This window comes from Parasaccharibacter apium (assembly GCF_002917995.1).
GTDB classification, from domain to species: Bacteria; Pseudomonadota; Alphaproteobacteria; order Acetobacterales; family Acetobacteraceae; genus Bombella; species Bombella apis.
The window spans coordinates 54198-71458 of sequence record NZ_LMYH01000012.1 but is presented as its reverse complement, the minus strand read 5'-3'; the positions used below and the strand labels follow the sequence as shown (position 1 = coordinate 71458).

Genomic DNA, 17261 nt, shown 5'->3' with positions numbered 1-17261 from the left:
ATGATGTAGCGTGTCAGAGGGTGATGTTCATATCACCGGCATGAAAACTTGCCGATAGGCAGAGGTGAAAAACCCCTCCCCCATTTATCGGCCTGGCTGGTTTACCTGATAATCCCCAACGCCCCAGAGGCGGTTTTTAACGGCATGATAATAGGCTTTTTCATCATACAGGGGGACATTCAGTTTCAGGTCCACAGCGGTGAGATGGCCCATGGCACGGGCAATGTCGTAGGAGGAGGTGACCAGGGATGTCACGCTCTGGATGAGTGCACGCTGTGACTGCAACAATGTGGCCTGCTGCTGGAGGACGGACAGGGTTGTTGCCGTACCGACAAGAGCCTGCCTTTCGACACCGGCAAGGGCCGCCATATTGGAGGAAACGGCAATCTGGTGGCTGCGGAGCGTGTCCTTGATGGACATGTAGGTCTGCCAGCTTTCTGATGTCTGCTCCAGGGCAGACCTGCGCTGGACATCCACCTCATTGCGGGCTGCGATGGCCGTCTGGCGGGCCTGCCGGACGGCTGCATATTCACTCCCTCCCTGATAGAGGGGAATCTGGAGGTTGAGCGTGGCGTATTTGTTGTCCTGCAGGGACTGGTCCTGCCCCTGATCTTTTGAACGCTGATAAGCCACTCCGGCAGAAAGTTTGGGCATGATGGCCGACATCTGGAGGGAGATGTTGTCTTTCTGCTGTGCTTCATTGAAGAGTGCGGCGATCACGTTCGGATTGTTCCGCACGGCCTCTGCTACGGCTTCCTGTTCCGTACGGACAGGCAGGGCCAGAGGCTGTGGTGGAACAAGGTCTGGTGGGGCCGGCACGCCAACGACCTGGAGATAGCTGGCCTGGGCTGCCTGCACGGCACCTTCTGTCTGATGACGTTCGGCCGTGGCTGTTGCAAGGGCACCCTGCGCCTGCGCCACGTCTGTCCGGCTCAGTTCCCCGAGGCGGAAGCGCCTGTTCGCTGCATCCAGCTGGGCCCGCAGAGCTCTCTCATTATTGATGCTGACCTGGAGGAGCTGAAGATTGGCGACCAGACGGACATAGGCATTCATGGCCCCGTAAAGGACCTCCTGCTCCGTTTCTATCAGCCGAGCTCTCTGGGCAAAAATCTGGTTGCGGGCCATATGGATGCTCGCAACCGTTTTTCCGCCCTGATAGATGGGCTGGGTCAGCGATACGGTCGTGTTGTAACCGCCACTGTTATAATGCTGGATGTTGGGCAGCCTGACAGTCTGGCCATTGATCTCGGTCTGCTGTGTGTAGCGGCTGCTGCCCTTGTAGTAGGTCAGTGACCCATTGGCCGTAATGGTTGGTCGCCACCCCGCCTCTGCTGCGGACATCTGCTCATCAACAGAGCGGAGCTGCGCCCGGGCTTCCCGAAGCTGGGGGTTCGTCAGATAGGTCAGAGCCAATGCATCTTTCAGGGTATGAGGGACGAACTCCGGGTTGCCATTGGGATTTGTAACCGCTGTCTGGGCATGGCCATGCTGGCACAGGAGCCCGGCTCCAACACATAGGCCCAGCCCCATCTTCATCGATTTTCTAATTTTTGAAAAAAAATGGGGCGGGAGTTTCATGCTCGTTAATCTGCCGGTTTGGTCGTCTGTTTCGGAAAAGATGTGCAAGAGGGACTATAAGGGAGAATCTCACTGAAAATAAGCGAAAAATGCCCTGTATCGTTTTCTCCCTATTGACCTGTGAGTAATAATCCTTATTAAGGACACACACCTGAGGTCTGGTGGCAGAATGGCTATGCATCGGACTGCAAATCCGCGTATGTGGGTTCGATTCCCGCCCAGACCTCCATGGTGTTATCCCGATTCCTCCCGATACGTCCCAGACACCTTGAGAAACAGCCATTCTCGGGGTAGCGACTATTCCGATTAGTCCCGGTGTATCCCACAATTTTGGGGGTATATAAGGGGGTAATATTTCTGGGGAATTTCCCTTTTTGATGACGGTTTTTTGTGTGGTCGCAGGCCACACAGGCGCTTCATGGAATTTCAGATTTTACTTCGTCCAAGCTGTTTCTCCCGAAACATGACGAAAAAGGGTGCGGCTTGGTAAAACATGGGGCGAATGGAACAGTGTCCTCGATCAACCCTGTATTTTTTCAGAAAATCATATCATGGTGAAGGAAGGGAGCATCCTCTTTCTGGATGACTCCCCTCATTCAGATCAAGCAGTTTCTGCCTGTTTGCTGGCTGTTTTGCTGGCATAAGCAGCGGCAGCACCGTACAGGCCAGGCTGCGGATGTGTGATGATTTTCACCGGCATTTCGCTCATCATGGTTTCGAAACGCCCCTTGGCGATGAACCGCTCAGCAAAGCCGGAATGCGGTAGAATATTTGCCAGGCGCTGGCCCAGCCCACCGGCCACAACAACACCATGAGCCCCATGGGCAAGAGCCAGGTCCCCGGCAACAGCTCCGAGACTCAGGAAGAAGCGCTCCAGTGCTGCGGCGGCCAGATTGTCCGTTCCTTCCATCGCTGTGGTCCACAGGGTGCGGTTGTCCTTGATGGTGATGGGACGATCCTGAAGTTCTGCAATGACTTCATACAGGTTGGTCAGGCCCGGCCCTGAGACGATTCTCTCAACAGAAACACGACGGAAACGTTCACGAAGCGCCTGAAGGATATGATCTTCCACCGCATCCAGAGGCGAGAAGTCCACGTGCCCACCTTCCGTTGCGATCACATGATACCCATCTTCGCCACGCAGAAGGCTTGCCACCCCCAGTCCCGTACCCGGACCAAGAATGGTGATGGTCCCCTCGGAGGGAAGATCAACATCTGGACCACACAGGTGGTTCATGTATTCCGGGCCAACCTGGGCCACAGCATGACCGATCGCTCCGAAGTCGTTCACCAGAACGAAATCATCCAGCTTCAGGCGGCTGCCAAGCTGGGCCGGCTGGATGATCCACGGATTGTTGGTCATCTTGAGGACTTCGCCATTGATCGGACAGGCCACGGCAATGCCCGCTTCCCGGGGAATGGGGCGCCCCAGTGACCGGCCAAAAGCCTCCCATGCCAGCGCCAAGGAAGCGTGCTCGGCACATTTGAGTGTCGTTGCTTCCCCGAGAGACACCACCCGACCATCCTTGATTTCAGCGATGGCAAAGCGGGCATGGGTTCCGCCGATATCAACGGCAACAATTTCTTTCATACGTTTATCCCTTCAATACGCAGAGAGATGTGCTGCCCCATTTTCCCATGCCCCCTTCCTGTCTGCAAGCACCTGACCTGTAAGGTTTTCTTCAATTATTGGTGGGCAGTCTTTTCATGTTCAGGATGCTGCATGACATCCAGCCGCCGCAGGATGCGATGGGCGATAGGACGGGGAAGGACCATCTCCAGCAGACGGGTCAGCTGGAACACCCACGGGAATACAAGAACCCCCCTGCCCTGATTGATGCTGCGGGCGATTTTGCGGGCTGCTTTCTCCACCGGAACGAGGAAAGCCTGCTCACCGTCCAGCCGCTGGCTCATGGGGGTATCCACAAAACCTGGAGCGATCAGGCAGACACGGACATTATGAGGCGTCATGGCTGCCTGGAGGGCCGTGCTGAAGCGTCCCAACCCTGCTTTGGAGCCACTATAGACTGTGGCCAGCGGCAGATCATGGAAGGAAGCGACAGACCCCATCAGGGCGATGCGGCCATGACGACGGGCTGCCATGCGGTTTGCCATTTCGGTGGCCATGGCCACAGGGGTGGCAAAATTGACCATGGACATTCTGAGGGCTGTCTCTGCTGATTCAGCAAGGGCGCCATGAGGCCGGATGTCCGCCATCCCGGCTGAGAGGATCAGGATGTCGATCGGCAGCTGGTCATCGGTATAGGCAAGGGCTTTCAGGGCCTCATCGGCCTGTGTCAGGTCGATGCTGAAGATGTCCACGCTGGCACCTTTTGCGCGCACTGCGGACGCCGTTTTTCCCAGCCGCTCTTCACTCCGTCCCCACAGTGTCAGATGTACGCCGGGACGGGCATAATACTCCGCCAGAGCCGCCCCGATGCCGCTGGAAGCGCCAGTTATGAGGATGTGATGCCGAGGCATCGTTGAGTTTTTTTCTGGTCTGGACATGAAGCCCCTTTCATTTTTGCCCTCTAGCGGGAAGGCTCGTGTACGAGTATAGCCATTGCTATGCAATGTGAAGCGCCAAACTCTCAATCTGCCAAGGTCGATGTTCGTCCCGTGACCACACGGGGAGATTTACGTCGTTTTATCACACTTCCGCGCCATATCTATAAAGGAATGGACGGCTTCGTCCCCCCGCTGGACATGGAGCAGAGGCACCTGCTCAGCCCCAAGGAATCCCCGGTTTTCCGCCATGCGGAGATACAGTATTTCTTGGCTTGGTGCGATGGTCGCCCCGTTGGACGAATCGCTGCGATTGTTGATCATAAGGCAATTGATCACTGGCAGGAAGTTATTGGGCAGTTTGGTGCGCTTGATGCCATTCCTGAACGGGAGATTGTCTCAGCCCTTCTACAGGCTGTTGAGGATTGGCTGAAAAAACGGCAGATTTCCAAGATACGCGGCCCAGTCACGCTGAGCGGAAATGCGGAGACCGGGACCATGGTGGAAGGGCAGCGCTCCGCCCCCATGATTGCCATTCCCTGGCACCCGAAAGGTCTGGATGCCCTCATCCGTCAATGTGGATATGAGAAGGCGCAGGACCTGCTGAGCTACCGGCTGGAGTTGGATGGAACGACGGAAGAGCGCTTCAAGGTTCCAGGCAATCTGAGACTCGGTGAAGGGCGGCTCAGCACGATTACGACCCGCAATCTTTCCAAGAAGGAAATCACTACCCAGGGAGAGGTGCTGCGGAAGCTGTATAATGATGCCTGGTCACATAAGTACAATTTTGTGCCCATGCAGGATTACGAAATGACGGCCATGATCGAGCAGATCAAGCCGCTCCTGCGCCCTGAGCATTATGTCCAGATTGATCAGAATGGCGAACCGGTTGCCATGGCCATGGTTCTTCCCAATCTCTACGACATTGCGGGGGATCTGGGAGGAGCACCATCACCTCTTGGGTGGATGCGGCTTGGCTACCGGCTGGCAACGCACCGTTTTCGGTCGGCCCGTGTGATTCTGCTGGGTGTTTCCAGCAAAATGCGCGGAACGATGCTTGGGTCGCTTCTGCCTTCTCTCGCCATTGTGGAACTGATGCGTCGTGGTCATACGCTGCCTTACAAATGGGTTGAACTTGGCTGGGTTCTGGAGAGTGATGTCGGAATGAGGAATCTGGCGGAATCTCTCGTGCCTCATCCACATAAAACACATCGTCTTTACGAAAAAAATCTTTCTGCCTGATGAGGCTGGGTGGTGGAAGTGCCCTTCTTCCTCCATCATGGTCTGGCAGTGATCAGAAATGCTGCCAGCCGGTCCGTGAGAAATTGATGGGGGCGTGCTGTCTGTCCAGCATGGTCACGCCTTTGCCTTCTGTCACCATGCCCACTTTGGTGAGGGGCACGCCGTGCTGTCTGCAATGGGCCTGCAAAGCGTCCTCGCTGGCGGCGGGGCAGGTCAGTAGAAGTTCGTAATCATCCCCTCCGAGGAGGATTATCTCCCGGTGAGTCGTCATATGGGCAGCAACCTCAGGGACAAGAGGCAGCTTTTCTTCAAAAAGGGTGATGGCCACACCAGATTCTTCGGCAATATGACCAGAATCCTGCAACAGACCGTCCGAGATATCCATGGCGGCACTGACGATACCATACAGGGAAAGGCCGGTACGAGGTGTCGGTATACGATAGGCCTCTACAAGAGAGGTGTCCCCTGTCGCCAGTTTGCCCAGTCGGATCTGCAATCCCAACGCAGCCCGCCCGAGACTGCCGGTAATCCAGACACCATCTCCCGCTCTGGCACCATCACGGCGTAAAACCTGTCCCCGCCGGACTGACCCCAGAATGGTGACATTCAGCATCAGCGGGGAAGGACTGCCAGTTGTGTCGCCTCCCAGAAGAGAAATGTCATACTGTTTCTGATCCGCTGCCAGCCCGGCAGCAAATTCCGTAAACCAGGCTTCATCATAATGCCGTCCTAGCGGAACACTGACATTCAGCATGTAATGGCGTGGCCGACTGCCCATGGCAGCCAGGTCTGAGAGATTGCAGCGTAGCAGCTTGCGGGCAATCGTCCCTGCCGGATCATCTGGGAGGAAATGAAGCCCCTCAACCATGGTATCGCTGGAGAGAACAAGTTCTTCCCCTGCTGGGAGAGCCATGGTTGCTCCATCATTGCGAAGCTCCATGGCGCCCGGCCCTGCAAGCGGACGGAAATGCCGGGCTATGAAGTCAAACTCGCCCATCTGTACCGTCCTTTACCGTGCGCCCTGCTCTCCGCCCAGCTGACGGGCAAATCTGTCCAGAATGCCATTGACCATCTTCGGTTCATCCCCACTGAAAAAGCCATGGGCGACATCCAGATACTCATTGATGGCAACCTGGGCTGGCAGCCCTGTCATCATTTCTCCAATAGCCGTGCGCAACAGGGCACGCAGGACAGGGTCAAGACGGTCCATCGGCCAGCTTTCAGGAAGCAGTGCTGTCAGAGTCGTGTCGATGGCATCCTGTTTCAGCACGGCATTGCGGACAAGCTCTTCCAGCAGGTTCAGGTCGGCATCAGGAATATGGCCATCTTCAAAACAGGCCGTAGAGGCAACATGCCGGTGCCGGATGAACTCCATGAGGACACTCTCGGGATTGGCACCTGTCTGTTCGCACTGATACAGGGCCTGCGTGGCTGCCATGCGGGCAATTGTCCGGCTGCGTTTACGTGATGTAGTGGATGACGGTTCGGTCATGGGGTCTCCTGAGAGGGGGGATTGGCGGGTCTGTTCATATCGACAAGAATTTTGGAGAACGCCTCAATCTCCCGAAAATCTTTATAGACACTGGCAAAGCGGACATAGGCAACGCCATCAATCTCACGCAGCGCATCCATGACGAGCTCTCCGATCCTGTAGGATGGGATTTCCTGTTCGCCGGAGGCTTCCAGCTGTCTGACAAGGCCATTCAGCAGGCGCTCCTGCTGCACCTCATCGACAGGCCGTTTCCGCAGGGCAATCCGGATGGACCGGGCCAGTTTGTCACGATCGAAAGGAATGTGGCGACCATCGGCCTTGATGACGGTCAGTTCACGCAGCTGCACACGTTCAATGGTGGTGAAGCGTTGCGCACAGGCACAGCAGACACGCCGACGGCGGATGGCAGCACCATCTTCTGCCGAGCGGCTATCCTTGACCTGCGTTTCCTGATTTCCGCAAAAAGGGCAGTACATGGCATAATCCGAAAAGCAACCAGAGCAGGGTCTTTCTTGACCCCGCCTGCTGCACAGTTTATCGGAAATGGCAGCATTGAGGAATATGAAAGGGCTTTTTTCTTTATGATTGCCCTGTCTTTTCCCAGGCCATATGGCAGGAGCGAGGATCATGAACAGGACAGGACGCAACTCCCTGACAATAGCAGCCCTGCTGATCGGTCTCGGGCTGGAAAGTGCCGCCGCCGCTACCGACAGCGGTGTAGCCCCCCCGCCTCTTTCCCTGAAGAGCATCACCATCAATGATGCCGCGCTGCACACACGCTACAGGGAAGCTCCGTTTGCTTTCGGGACATTCTCGCTGAGCAATCATGGGGTAACGGACATGCTGCTGCGCGGTATCACATCTCCCGGATGCAATTCCGTCACGTCGAACCGGAACAGCCAGGTTGCGATCCAGTCTCCCCGGCAGACATATGATATTTTCCAGCGCATGGCTGTGCCGCATGAAGGGACGCTCGTTTTTCCGACAAGTGGCTATCATCTGATCTGCCACGGGCTGAAAGTCCCCTATCAGGCTGGCAGCAAACTTGATTTCACGTTTCATTTTCAGGATGTGGGAGACGTGACGGCTTCGTTTGTCATGCAGCCGATTGTGGAAGAAAAACACGTCGGCCCCTGATGCTCCCCTTTTCAGGGAGCTTCCTGCAGAATGGCCAGAACCGCATCGCCGTAACGTTCGATCTTGCTCTGACCAACCCCACGGATGTCTCCCAGTTCCTGCCTGTTGGTTGGACGGGCCCGGATGATCTCCCGCAAGGTGGCGTCACGAAAAATGATGTAGGGCGGGATTTCCTGCTGATAGGCTTCTTCCCGCCGCCACATCTTCAGCGCCAGGAAATGGCGATATTCTTCATCGGAAAGCCCTTCATTGGGGTCATTCCGTGGCGTGTCCCCCATGCTGGCCATGTGGCGTGACGTTGCATCTTCCCTCAGGCTGACGGACACCTCTCCCCTGAGAATGGGCCGTGCTGTCTCCCGCTTCAGTCCCAATCCGCCATGATCCCCCACCATGCCAATCGCACCACGGGCTATGAGCTGCCGGATGACCATACGCCACCAGACATCCGTTCTGTCTTTCCCAATCCCGAAGACTGAAAGGTGCTGAAGGGCGTGGCGTTCCACCGCTTCTGTCATTTTGCCCTTGAGAACAGCAATGAGCTGCACGGCTCCAAACCGTTCGCCTGTCCTGTATATGGTGGAGAGAACCTTTTGTGCTGCTTCAGTGGCATCAAAGGTAGAGGGAGGATGCAGACAGTTATCGCAATGGCCGCAGGGTTCATGCAGCGTTTCACCGAAACAGGCCAGAATGGCCTGGGTCCGGCAACCTGTTGTTTCTGTCAGGGAAATCATGCTTTCCAGCCGTCCCTGCATCGCCCGTTTTTCCGCCTCCGGCACCTGGGCTTCTTCCAGCCAGTAGCGGGCTCTGGCGACACCTTCTCCGCTGTAAAGCAGAAGAGTATGCGACGGTTCACCGTCACGTCCAGCACGGCCTATCTGCTGGTAATAGCCCTCTGGTGACGTCGGCATGTCCAGATGGATGACGGTGCGGACATCTGGGCGGTCGATGCCCATGCCAAAAGCTATGGTTGCCGCAACGATCATGGGCTCACCAGAACGGAACCGCAACAGGACATTCTTCTTGTCGGCGGGGGACATGCCAGCATGAAAAGCAAAAGCTGTATGGCCTTTTTCACGCAGCTGCCGGGCCAGTGTTTCCGTCTTCTTGCGGCTACCGCAATAGACGATGGCCGCACCCTGTCCCATATGGCGGTCCAGTGCATCCAGAACCTGACGTGTCTCCGAGTGTTTGGGCTGGGCCTGAAGAAACAGGTTGCTCCTGTGGAAACTGCCCATCAGTATGTGAGCCTGGGGCATGTCCAGAGCCGCCAGCATGTCACTTCGTGTGCGAGGGTCTGCCGTGGCTGTCAGCGCAATGCGGGGAACTCTGGGGAACAGCTGCTTCAGATTGGCCAGCTCTCGATATTCCGGCCGGAAATCATGGCCCCAGGCGGAAACGCAATGCGCTTCATCAATAGCAATGAGCGACAGGCTGCATCGCCGCAGCAGGTTGAGGCTGTACGGTGTCAGCAGTCTCTCGGGTGAAATATAGAGGAGGTCGAGCTGATCACAGAGCAGATCCTCCCGGACTGTCTGCTGATCCTGATACTCCATTTCGGAATGAAGGGCTGATGCCCTCACCCCGAGCTGCCTCAACCCGGCAACCTGATCTTCCATCAGGGCGATCAGGGGGGAGATGACGAGCCCAACCCCTTTGCGGCAGAGAGCCGGTACCTGATAGCACAGGCTCTTCCCGCCGCCTGTTGGCATAAGGACGAGAACGTCCTCTCCTTTCATGACGGCCTGAACGGCACTCTCCTGAAGGCCCCGGAAGCTCTCAAAACCAAAAACCCGGTGCAGGACAGCTTCAGGAGTTTCACCAACATGACGGGGAAAGCGATCAATGGGGTTCCCTATTCCTTCGCAGGGTTCCCCGTCATGCTGATCGTGCTCCTGAATCAATGTGCGCCCAGATGGACCGTGACACGACGGAAGGCGACGCGTGAATTCTCGACATCTGTTGGCACGAAGGGTTCCTTGCGGATATCCTCACGCTTGATGCCATCCCGCACCAGCACATCAACCACAGAATCCGCACGGGCATCTGCGAGTTTTTTCAGCACGTCCGCATCCTCATTTTTCCCGGCAGAACCGGAAACCGTGATGTGCGAGATATTCCGTTTGTGGGCGGCATCAACGGCGCTGGCGATGATGGCCTCCCCTGTGGGGCTGAGGCTCACAGACTCCGTATCAAAAAACACGACATAATCATCCCGCGGCGGATGCGATACGCAGCCAGCCAGAAGCCCGGCCACCATGAGGGAGGTCGCCCCCACGGGAGCAAGACGACGCATGAAAGCAGAAACTTTCTTCATGGGAGCATCCTTCTCGTTACCTATGGAAAATGATCATCTTTAACTGCCCGTGCTTTGAGCTCCGGTCAATATGGGTCTGGGCCCTGGGAGTGGTAAAAATGCATCCATGTCTCAAAGAGGCTGGGACTTCAGGCGTCCCTCATGGAGGGTCCAGAGGTGATCCAACTGTTCCACTCCTGTAAGACGATGGGTAATCAGCAGGATGGTACGGGAGCGGTCCAGCTGGTTGAGTGTTGCCAGAAAGGCACGTTCCGTCTCCAGATCGAGCCCGGTACCGGGTTCATCAAGGATCAGTACCGGGGCTTCAGAAAGCAGCACGCGGGCCAGAGCAATGCGGCGCCCCTGCCCGCCGGAAATGTGGGACCCGTTTTCACCAATCCAGCTATCCAGCCCATCAGGCAGGGAACGCACGAAATCAGCAATCTGCGCCTGTTCCAGAGCAGCCCAGAGGGCTTTGTCAGAAAAGCCCTCCCGTCCCAGAAGCAGATTGGAGCGGATCGTGTCGTCAAAAAGATGGCTTGCCTGAGAGAGCCATGCCACCTGCTCCCGCAGGGCCTCGGTCTGGATGGAAGCCATGTCCTGCCCACCCAGTGTAATGCTTCCTTCCTGAGGCGCCACGACCTTGAGCAGCAGCGCTGCAAGACTGGACTTCCCGGCACCTGATGGTCCGACAAGTGCGGCCCTTTCCCCTGCCCGGAGTCTGAAATTCACATTCTGCAGAACGGGTTTTTCCGGTGTCCAGCCAAAGGTGACGTCCCGCCCTTCAATCTCATGGCCAGCGGGGGCAGGCGCTGTTCCTTCTGCGGGAGTGCCTTCAGGCATGACCGTGGCATCCACCACACGTTCTGCCGCATGGCGGATGCGCCCGAAAAGAAGGCCTGCCCTTGGTAGATCCACGATGCTGTCCAGAGCAGTCATGACAACAAAAAGAATGGTGATGCCCATGACAGCCTGCTCTTCAGGGAAGAAGACTCCCGCACATCCTGCCAGAGCAAGGATGATCCCCAGGCGGGTCAGCAACAGGGAGATGGCATGGATGTGTGCCATGGCCTGTCCCTGTCGACGCTGCACGGTGTAAAAGGCTTCCTCTGCGGCCAGAAACCGCTCTGCAGCGGCATCTTCCTGCCCGAAGATGCGCAATTCACGCATCCCTCCCACGAGGTCAAGGGCCTGATTGTTCATGTCAGCCTGCGCCTGTTGCAGCTCTGGCCCCCAGCGATAGGACAGTTTCGCCATGAGTGCCGGCAAGGCAAAGGCGACCAGGCAGAAAATGACACCGATACTGAGTGCCAGGAGCAGGCTTCCCTTCAGACAAACCCAGATGACGATGGGCAGACTGAACAGCGCCGTTGCCAGCGGGACTAGAATACGCAGATAGAGACTGTCCAGACTCTGCACATCGGCCACGAGGCGGGAGAGCAGATCACCAGAACGCCGGAAGCCCAGCCCAGCTGCGGCTCCTTTGGCCAGATTTCTGTAAAACCAGAGGCGGATGTCTGCAAGAACCCGAAAGGTGGCGTCATGCGTGGCCAGACGTTCCAGATAGCGGAGAATGATACGGGCGGCGCCAGCAAAGCGGAGGATGCCAAAGGCAACGACCCCACCAATGGCGATCAGCCCGAGGCGGGAGCCGGTCTGCCCCATGAGCAGGAAAGCGGCACAGACGGAAAGTTCGGCCAGAACCAGCCCGATAAGCAGGCGTCCCCCACGGGCTTTCCATACATTCCATAATGGCTGCAATTGCCTCATGCCAGTGTCTCCTGTTCCGTAAGCCGTCCCGTCTCCATGGTAAGACGCACGGTCTCACCAATATTGTGGAACTGGGGCGAATGGGTGGAAATCAGGGCTGTACGACCCTTCAGCAGCCCCCGGAGAGACATGAGGATGTCCTGCTCCGTCATGGGGTCAAGATGGGCGGTAGGTTCATCCATGATGAGCAGCGGGGCATCTTTCAGGAAGGCACGGGCGATGGCGATCCGCTGGGCCTGCCCACCTGAAAGGCCGAATCCTCCCTCACCCAGTCTTGTCTCCAGCCCATCAGGAAGCAGGGGCAGATATCCCGTGATGGAAGATGCTTCCAAAGCCGCCTGAAGCTGCTTTTCAGACGCTTCAGGTGTAGCGAACATGATATTCTCACGCAGCGTACCTGCAAAAATGACCGGCTTCTGACCAATCCAGCTGATCTGTTGCGTGATTTCTGCCGGGCCCAGCGCCTGGAGGTCGACACCGCCAAGACGTATGGAACCTTCGAGGGGTCTGATGAAACCCAGCAGCATTTCAATGAGGGTTGATTTTCCAGCTCCTGATGGGCCTGTCAGCAGGGCCACGTCACCCGCCTTGAGCTGGAATGACACATCGTCAAGCGCCAGTGGCCGATCCTTTACCCACTGATAGGAAACCCCCTGCACATCAAGCTCAATACCCCGAGCCGTCCGCTCGGCACGTGGCTGGTCAGCAGATGTGCCAGCTGCCATTTCTGGCAGGGTCGGCAGTTTCTGTATGGCCTCGCCGCTGCTGGTAATCTGTGCTCTGTCCTGATAGGCCGCTGAGAGTGCACGGAATGGCGCAAAGGCTTCTGGTACCATGAGCACGGCAAACAGGATGCTGGTTGTCTGCGCAACAGACCCGCCATGCATGAGACCGTGGCGCTGGTCGATCACGATCCAGACCAAGGCAACGATCATGGCAACATCAGTGGATGCTGATGTCAGAAAGGCCAGACGCAGCACTTTCATGGTCCGCTGTCGCAGTTCATCAGCAGCCTGCCCCAGGCCTTGGGCATCTTTTTCCGCATTGCCGGAAAGAACGATGGTAGCAATGCCCCTGATCCTGTCCAGAAAACGGACCTGGAGGCGGTTGAGGGCAAGAAGCTGACGGCGTGAGGCAATGGCTGTAGCAATGCCGAACACGGCCTGGAAAAAAGGAAGGGAAAGGCAGCATCCCCCCAGAATGAGCCCTGCCCGGTGATTCTGCCAGAACACAACAAGAACGACAGACCACTGCGCTACCACCCAAAGGGTCGAGGCAGGCAACCAGCGGGCAAAATAGCCCTCCAGCGCTTCGATGCGGTCTGTCAACAGAGACGCCAGTGCAGCACTGTGCTGATGCCGGAGTAGCGCCGGCCCCTGTGCAAAAAAGCGGGACAGCAGCTCGCGCCGCAGGCGTTTGCGGGCCAGCTCACCGCTGGAGACAGCCAAGTGTTCCTGCACATATCCCAGAATGACACGGACGACAGACATGAGGATGAACATACCCAACCAGCGGGCATCCAGCCTCCCCCCGCCTGCCAGCAGGCCTGCCAGAATGGAGGCCAGGCTCCATACCAGCACCATTCCGGCAAGGACGTTGCACATTCCGATCAGGGCCATACACATGGTGGCTGGGCGATTGGCGCCATTCTGCTGCCGTACCCAGCCTTTGAGCATCTTCTTGTCTGCCTTCATGGGGAGACATATACAGAGGAAGCGGGGAAAAGAAAAACAGACAGAGTAAAAGTTTTCCATCGGAAAAATCTTTCTTTCACCTCTTCATCCGTTCCATATTGCAAATCTGCTTCGGTTTCTTCACATCAGGCCCATGTCTGCACCAATCCTCAATCTACAGAACATTTCATATACTCTGGGTGGCCGTCCGTTGCTGGACGGTGCCACGCTCTCCGTGTTGCCGGGTGAACGGCTCTGCCTTGTCGGGCGAAATGGCTCGGGCAAATCCACCCTGCTCCGCATTGCAGCGGGGGAGCTGGAACAGGATGATGGCGAGCGTTTCCTCCAGCCAGGGCTGAAAGTACATTATCTGCCGCAGGAACCCGACCTTTCTGGGTGGGACACGGTTTTCGATTATGTGACGGCGGAGCTGGACGAGACAGCCCATTACCGGGCCCGAGCCATGCTGAGTGAGCTCGGCATGGATGGTCGTGAAAAATGTGCCAGTCTTTCTGGAGGGGAAGCACGCCGAAGCGCCCTTGCCCGGGCTCTGGCAACTGAGCCGGACCTTCTCCTTCTGGATGAACCGACCAACCATCTGGACCTCCCCTGCATCGCCTGGCTGGAGCGGGAGCTTCTGGCCTCGGGAGCGGGGATGATCATCATCAGTCATGACCGCCGCTTTCTGGAAACATTGTGCAAGGCAGTCATTTGGCTGGATCAGGGGGGCACGCAGAGGCTGGACGCCAGCTTCGCCCATTTCGAATCATGGCGGGACGAGCAGATTGAGCTTGCCGAACGGGTAGCGCACAAGCTGGACCGTCAGATTGCCCGTGAGGAAGACTGGATGCGCTATGGCGTCACAGCACGCCGAAAGCGAAATGTCCGTCGTGTTGCTGAACTGGCCGCCCTGAGGGCGGAGCGGCGTGATCTTGCCTCCCGCCAGAGAGGCTCCCTGAAGCTGGAAGCCAGTGAGACGGAGAATACCAGCAAGATTGTCATGGCTGCGGAAGGTGTTGGCTGGGCCTATCCGGAGCGTCCCCTCATCCGTGATCTGACGCTGAAGGTGACCAGAGGCGACCGGTTGGGAATCTGCGGGGCCAATGGGGCCGGGAAAACGACGCTTCTGCGCCTGCTGACCGGTGAGATGACCCCACAGGCCGGTGAAATCCGGCGTAGTCCGTCCATCCAGATGGTGACGCTGGACCAGCAGCGCAGCGCCCTGGATGGCGACCAGAGTGTGGCCAGCTTCCTGACGGACGGACATGGCGAGATGGTACAGGTCGGCACGGAAAAACGGCATGTCATTGGGTACATGAAGGACTTTCTGTTCCGGCCGGAACAGGCCCGCACGCCAGTCAGCCATCTCTCCGGGGGAGAACGGGGGCGGCTGGCGCTGGCGGCTGCCTTGGCCCGTCCTTCCAATCTGCTCGTGCTGGATGAGCCTACCAACGATCTGGACCTTGAGACGCTGGATATGTTGCAGGACATGCTGGGCGATTATGCTGGGACGGTTCTGCTCGTCAGTCATGATCGTGATTTTCTGGACAGACTGGCAACCTCAACTCTGGTGGCAGAGGGTGATGGCAGCTGGATTGAATATGCTGGTGGCTATTCAGACATGCTGGCCCAACGCAGGGGACGGTCTCCCGTAGAGAGACGCCAGAAAGACACGGCCCCCTCCTCCAGCGATACAGGTTCTTCTCCTGTACGTACTGTCAAACAGACCGTCAAACTGAGCTACAAGGAACAACGGGAGCTGGACCGGCTGCCTGAGCTTCTTGAAAAACTTGAAAAAGACGCCACGCTTTGCCGGAATGCTCTGGCTGACCCCGGGCTGTACAACCGGGACCCTGTCCGGTTTGAAAAGATTACGGCTGCGCTGGAAGACACCGAGACAAAGCTGCGCCAAGCGGAAGAGCGCTGGGTTGAGCTTGAAAGCAAACGGGAAGAACTGCTGGAAAACTGATCTTCGGCAAAGGTCCTTCCAGCCTGCAATGGCGGGCTGGAAGGACATGCCGTTACAGGCGGTTGATGAGACGTTCCTTGGCCTTGGCGAATTCAGCTTCTGTCAGGGCGCCACGGTCTTTCATCTGGGCGAGCTGCTCCAGCGTTTCAGTTGGCCGGTCAGAAGATGATCCTCCAAAAGATTGGGTCCGATCATGTGCCTGATAGGGGCCCCAGCCCTGTCCATCCTGAAATGCAACCAGTTTTTCTTTTGGCCAGAGTGCCCAGATGAGCAGGCCGATCCAGAAGAACCCTGTCCACCCAGCAAAGACATTCAGACCGATGAGAAGCCATTTCTGGGGATGCTGCCGCATGATGGCAATGATGCTGGGCAGGAAATACAGCGCCAGCATGGAGAGCATGAGGATGGCGAAGATCAGCAGGCTCAGATAAGGATTTATGGCGTTGATCTGCTGCGTGTAGTCAGTCATGTCCATGATGATTGTCCCTTCATGTCGTAAGGAAATGCACTATAGTGTCCTGATCAGTCGATCAGACCTGCATGCCGGATCAACTCCTGCGCAGCCCGTATCTCTTCACCAACTCTCAGGGCAGCGTCAAGAGCCCTGAGACCGGCCTGTCCATCCACCATCACGGGAGCACCATCCAGACAGGACGCCACAAAAGCATCATGCTCGGCAGCCAGGTTGTCATGGTCATGCCACCGCACACTCTGCCGCCGGAAGCCATTGCTGCCCGGGAGGGGTATTCCTTCATGACGGTTTATGAAAACCAGCTGTCGACTCATGAAATCCGCCGAGAGATAGCCTTCCTGAGAGAAAAGACGCATTTTCCGTTCGGTCTTGAGAGAAATGCGGCTGGCCGTAATGGAGGCAACGCAGCCATTGGCAAAACGGACACGTGCATTGGCGATGTCTTCATGAGCACTGGATACGGCGGCGCCCATCGCATCAATATGGAGGATGGGGCTGTCCACAAGGGACAGGATGAAGTCGAGATCATGAATCATCAGGTCCAGCACGACTGATACATCCGTGCCCCGCTCCTTGTAGGGAGCGATCCTTGTGGCCTCGATGTACAGAGGCTGTTTCATGCGGGCTGAAATGGCCTGATGCTCGGCCGAATAACGCAGCAGGTGTCCGACCTGGAGGATGCATCCCTGCTCTCCAGCACAGCGTACCAGTGCGGCCCCTTCTTCTTTTGTGGCGGCGAGAGGTTTTTCAACCAGCACGTGGCAGCCGGCCATCAGGGCCTGTTGTGCCATCTGATAATGTGTTTCGGCGGGGGAAGCGATGATGACAGCCTCACACCGTTCCAGAAGCTCCTCGTAGTTTCTGAAGGCAGAGGTTCCCGTTTCTTCCGCAATGCTTTGGGCACGACCATGATCAGGGTCGTACAGCCCGACCAGCCGCTCCCGGGGGTGTCTGGCAGCCTGGAGGGCATGGTAACGGCCAAAATGCCCGGTACCCGCAATGGCGACATCAAGGAGCTTTTCCGTCTTCATGAAAGGAATCATAGCACCCGGAAATGCTTGTGCAAGGCGCCATGCAGCCATGCATAATGGTTGCAATAAAATACTGGAGAGGGCATGGTCGCACCCATC

At 57.0% G+C, this 17261-nt stretch carries 15 protein-coding genes and 1 tRNA gene; 4 read left to right on the top strand and 12 right to left on the bottom strand.

Annotation, left to right across the window (positions count from 1 at the left end; translation table 11 throughout):
- Positions 1–84: 84 nt before the first annotated feature.
- On the bottom strand, positions 85–1536 hold the full coding sequence (locus ASO19_RS05035; RefSeq protein ID WP_081563152.1) for a TolC family outer membrane protein: 1452 nt from the start codon (positions 1534–1536) through the stop codon (positions 85–87).
- A gap of 197 nt (positions 1537–1733) precedes the next feature.
- Between ASO19_RS05035 and ASO19_RS05030 the strand changes: the two genes are divergently transcribed.
- Positions 1734–1807: transfer RNA gene (locus ASO19_RS05030), tRNA-Cys, on the top strand.
- Between the two features lie 372 nt (positions 1808–2179).
- On the opposite strand, the gene glk is transcribed toward ASO19_RS05030, so the two are convergent.
- Both glk and ASO19_RS05020 read right to left on the bottom strand, forming a co-directional pair.
- The gene (glk, locus tag ASO19_RS05025) at positions 2180–3169 is read right to left on the bottom strand and encodes a glucokinase (RefSeq protein WP_103765537.1); all 990 of its coding nucleotides are present in this window, start codon (positions 3167–3169) and stop codon (positions 2180–2182) included.
- 95 nt (positions 3170–3264) lie between these two features.
- Entirely contained in the window at positions 3265–4059 is a 795-nt protein-coding gene (locus ASO19_RS05020; protein ID WP_043560141.1) for an SDR family NAD(P)-dependent oxidoreductase, read from the bottom strand.
- A gap of 87 nt (positions 4060–4146) precedes the next feature.
- Between ASO19_RS05020 and ASO19_RS05015 the strand changes: the two genes are divergently transcribed.
- Positions 4147–5325: a hypothetical protein gene (locus ASO19_RS05015; RefSeq protein WP_043560144.1), complete on the top strand. Its 1179-nt coding sequence runs from the start codon at positions 4147–4149 to the stop codon at positions 5323–5325.
- Between the two features lie 52 nt (positions 5326–5377).
- On the opposite strand, the gene thiL is transcribed toward ASO19_RS05015, so the two are convergent.
- Genes thiL through nrdR form a run of 3 tightly spaced genes read right to left on the bottom strand, consistent with a single transcriptional unit; the run spans position 5378 to position 7293 of the window.
- Positions 5378–6322, bottom strand: coding sequence for a thiamine-phosphate kinase (gene thiL / locus ASO19_RS05010; RefSeq protein WP_103765536.1), 945 nt, complete (start codon positions 6320–6322; stop codon positions 5378–5380).
- A gap of 12 nt (positions 6323–6334) precedes the next feature.
- Positions 6335–6817 carry a transcription antitermination factor NusB gene (gene nusB, locus ASO19_RS05005; RefSeq protein WP_043560149.1) on the bottom strand — a complete coding sequence of 161 codons (483 nt, stop codon included), beginning with the start codon at positions 6815–6817 and terminating at the stop codon, positions 6335–6337.
- Complete coding sequence (gene nrdR / locus ASO19_RS05000) at positions 6814–7293, bottom strand: transcriptional regulator NrdR (protein ID WP_103765535.1); 480 nt, start codon at positions 7291–7293, stop codon at positions 6814–6816. Before nrdR ends, nusB begins: the two co-directional genes overlap by 4 nt.
- A 151-nt stretch (positions 7294–7444) precedes the next feature.
- On the opposite strand from nrdR, the gene ASO19_RS04995 reads away from it, so the two are divergent.
- A complete protein-coding gene (locus ASO19_RS04995) occupies positions 7445–7954 on the top strand; it encodes a copper chaperone PCu(A)C (protein WP_181005200.1) in 510 nt (169 codons plus the stop codon).
- Positions 7955–7965: 11 nt separating this feature from the next.
- Here ASO19_RS04995 and recQ read toward each other — a convergent pair whose 3' ends face one another.
- The 4 genes from recQ to cydD form a co-directional block, all read right to left on the bottom strand.
- Complete coding sequence (recQ, locus tag ASO19_RS04990; RefSeq protein WP_052349192.1) at positions 7966–9810, bottom strand: DNA helicase RecQ; 1845 nt, start codon at positions 9808–9810, stop codon at positions 7966–7968.
- A 41-nt stretch (positions 9811–9851) separates the two neighbouring features.
- Positions 9852–10268: an OmpA family protein gene (locus tag ASO19_RS04985; protein ID WP_081563148.1), complete on the bottom strand. Its 417-nt coding sequence runs from the start codon at positions 10266–10268 to the stop codon at positions 9852–9854.
- Between the two features lie 111 nt (positions 10269–10379).
- Positions 10380–12017, bottom strand: a complete 1638-nt coding sequence (cydC, locus tag ASO19_RS04980; RefSeq protein ID WP_043560159.1) for a thiol reductant ABC exporter subunit CydC — start codon at positions 12015–12017, stop codon at positions 10380–10382.
- Positions 12014–13711 carry a thiol reductant ABC exporter subunit CydD gene (gene cydD / locus ASO19_RS04975; RefSeq protein ID WP_103765602.1) on the bottom strand — a complete coding sequence of 566 codons (1698 nt, stop codon included), beginning with the start codon at positions 13709–13711 and terminating at the stop codon, positions 12014–12016. Before cydD ends, cydC begins: the two co-directional genes overlap by 4 nt.
- A gap of 133 nt (positions 13712–13844) precedes the next feature.
- Here cydD and ASO19_RS04970 point away from each other — a divergent pair, with 133 nt between their 5' ends.
- Positions 13845–15659 (top strand): ABC-F family ATP-binding cassette domain-containing protein, encoded by a 1815-nt coding sequence (locus ASO19_RS04970; protein WP_103765533.1) that lies wholly within the window; start codon positions 13845–13847, stop codon positions 15657–15659.
- A 52-nt stretch (positions 15660–15711) separates the two neighbouring features.
- On the opposite strand, the gene ASO19_RS04965 is transcribed toward ASO19_RS04970, so the two are convergent.
- A complete protein-coding gene (locus tag ASO19_RS04965; protein WP_052349062.1) occupies positions 15712–16134 on the bottom strand; it encodes a superinfection immunity protein in 423 nt (140 codons plus the stop codon).
- Between the two features lie 47 nt (positions 16135–16181).
- Positions 16182–17162 carry a Gfo/Idh/MocA family protein gene (locus tag ASO19_RS04960; protein ID WP_103765601.1) on the bottom strand — a complete coding sequence of 327 codons (981 nt, stop codon included), beginning with the start codon at positions 17160–17162 and terminating at the stop codon, positions 16182–16184.
- Positions 17163–17261 lie beyond the last annotated feature (99 nt).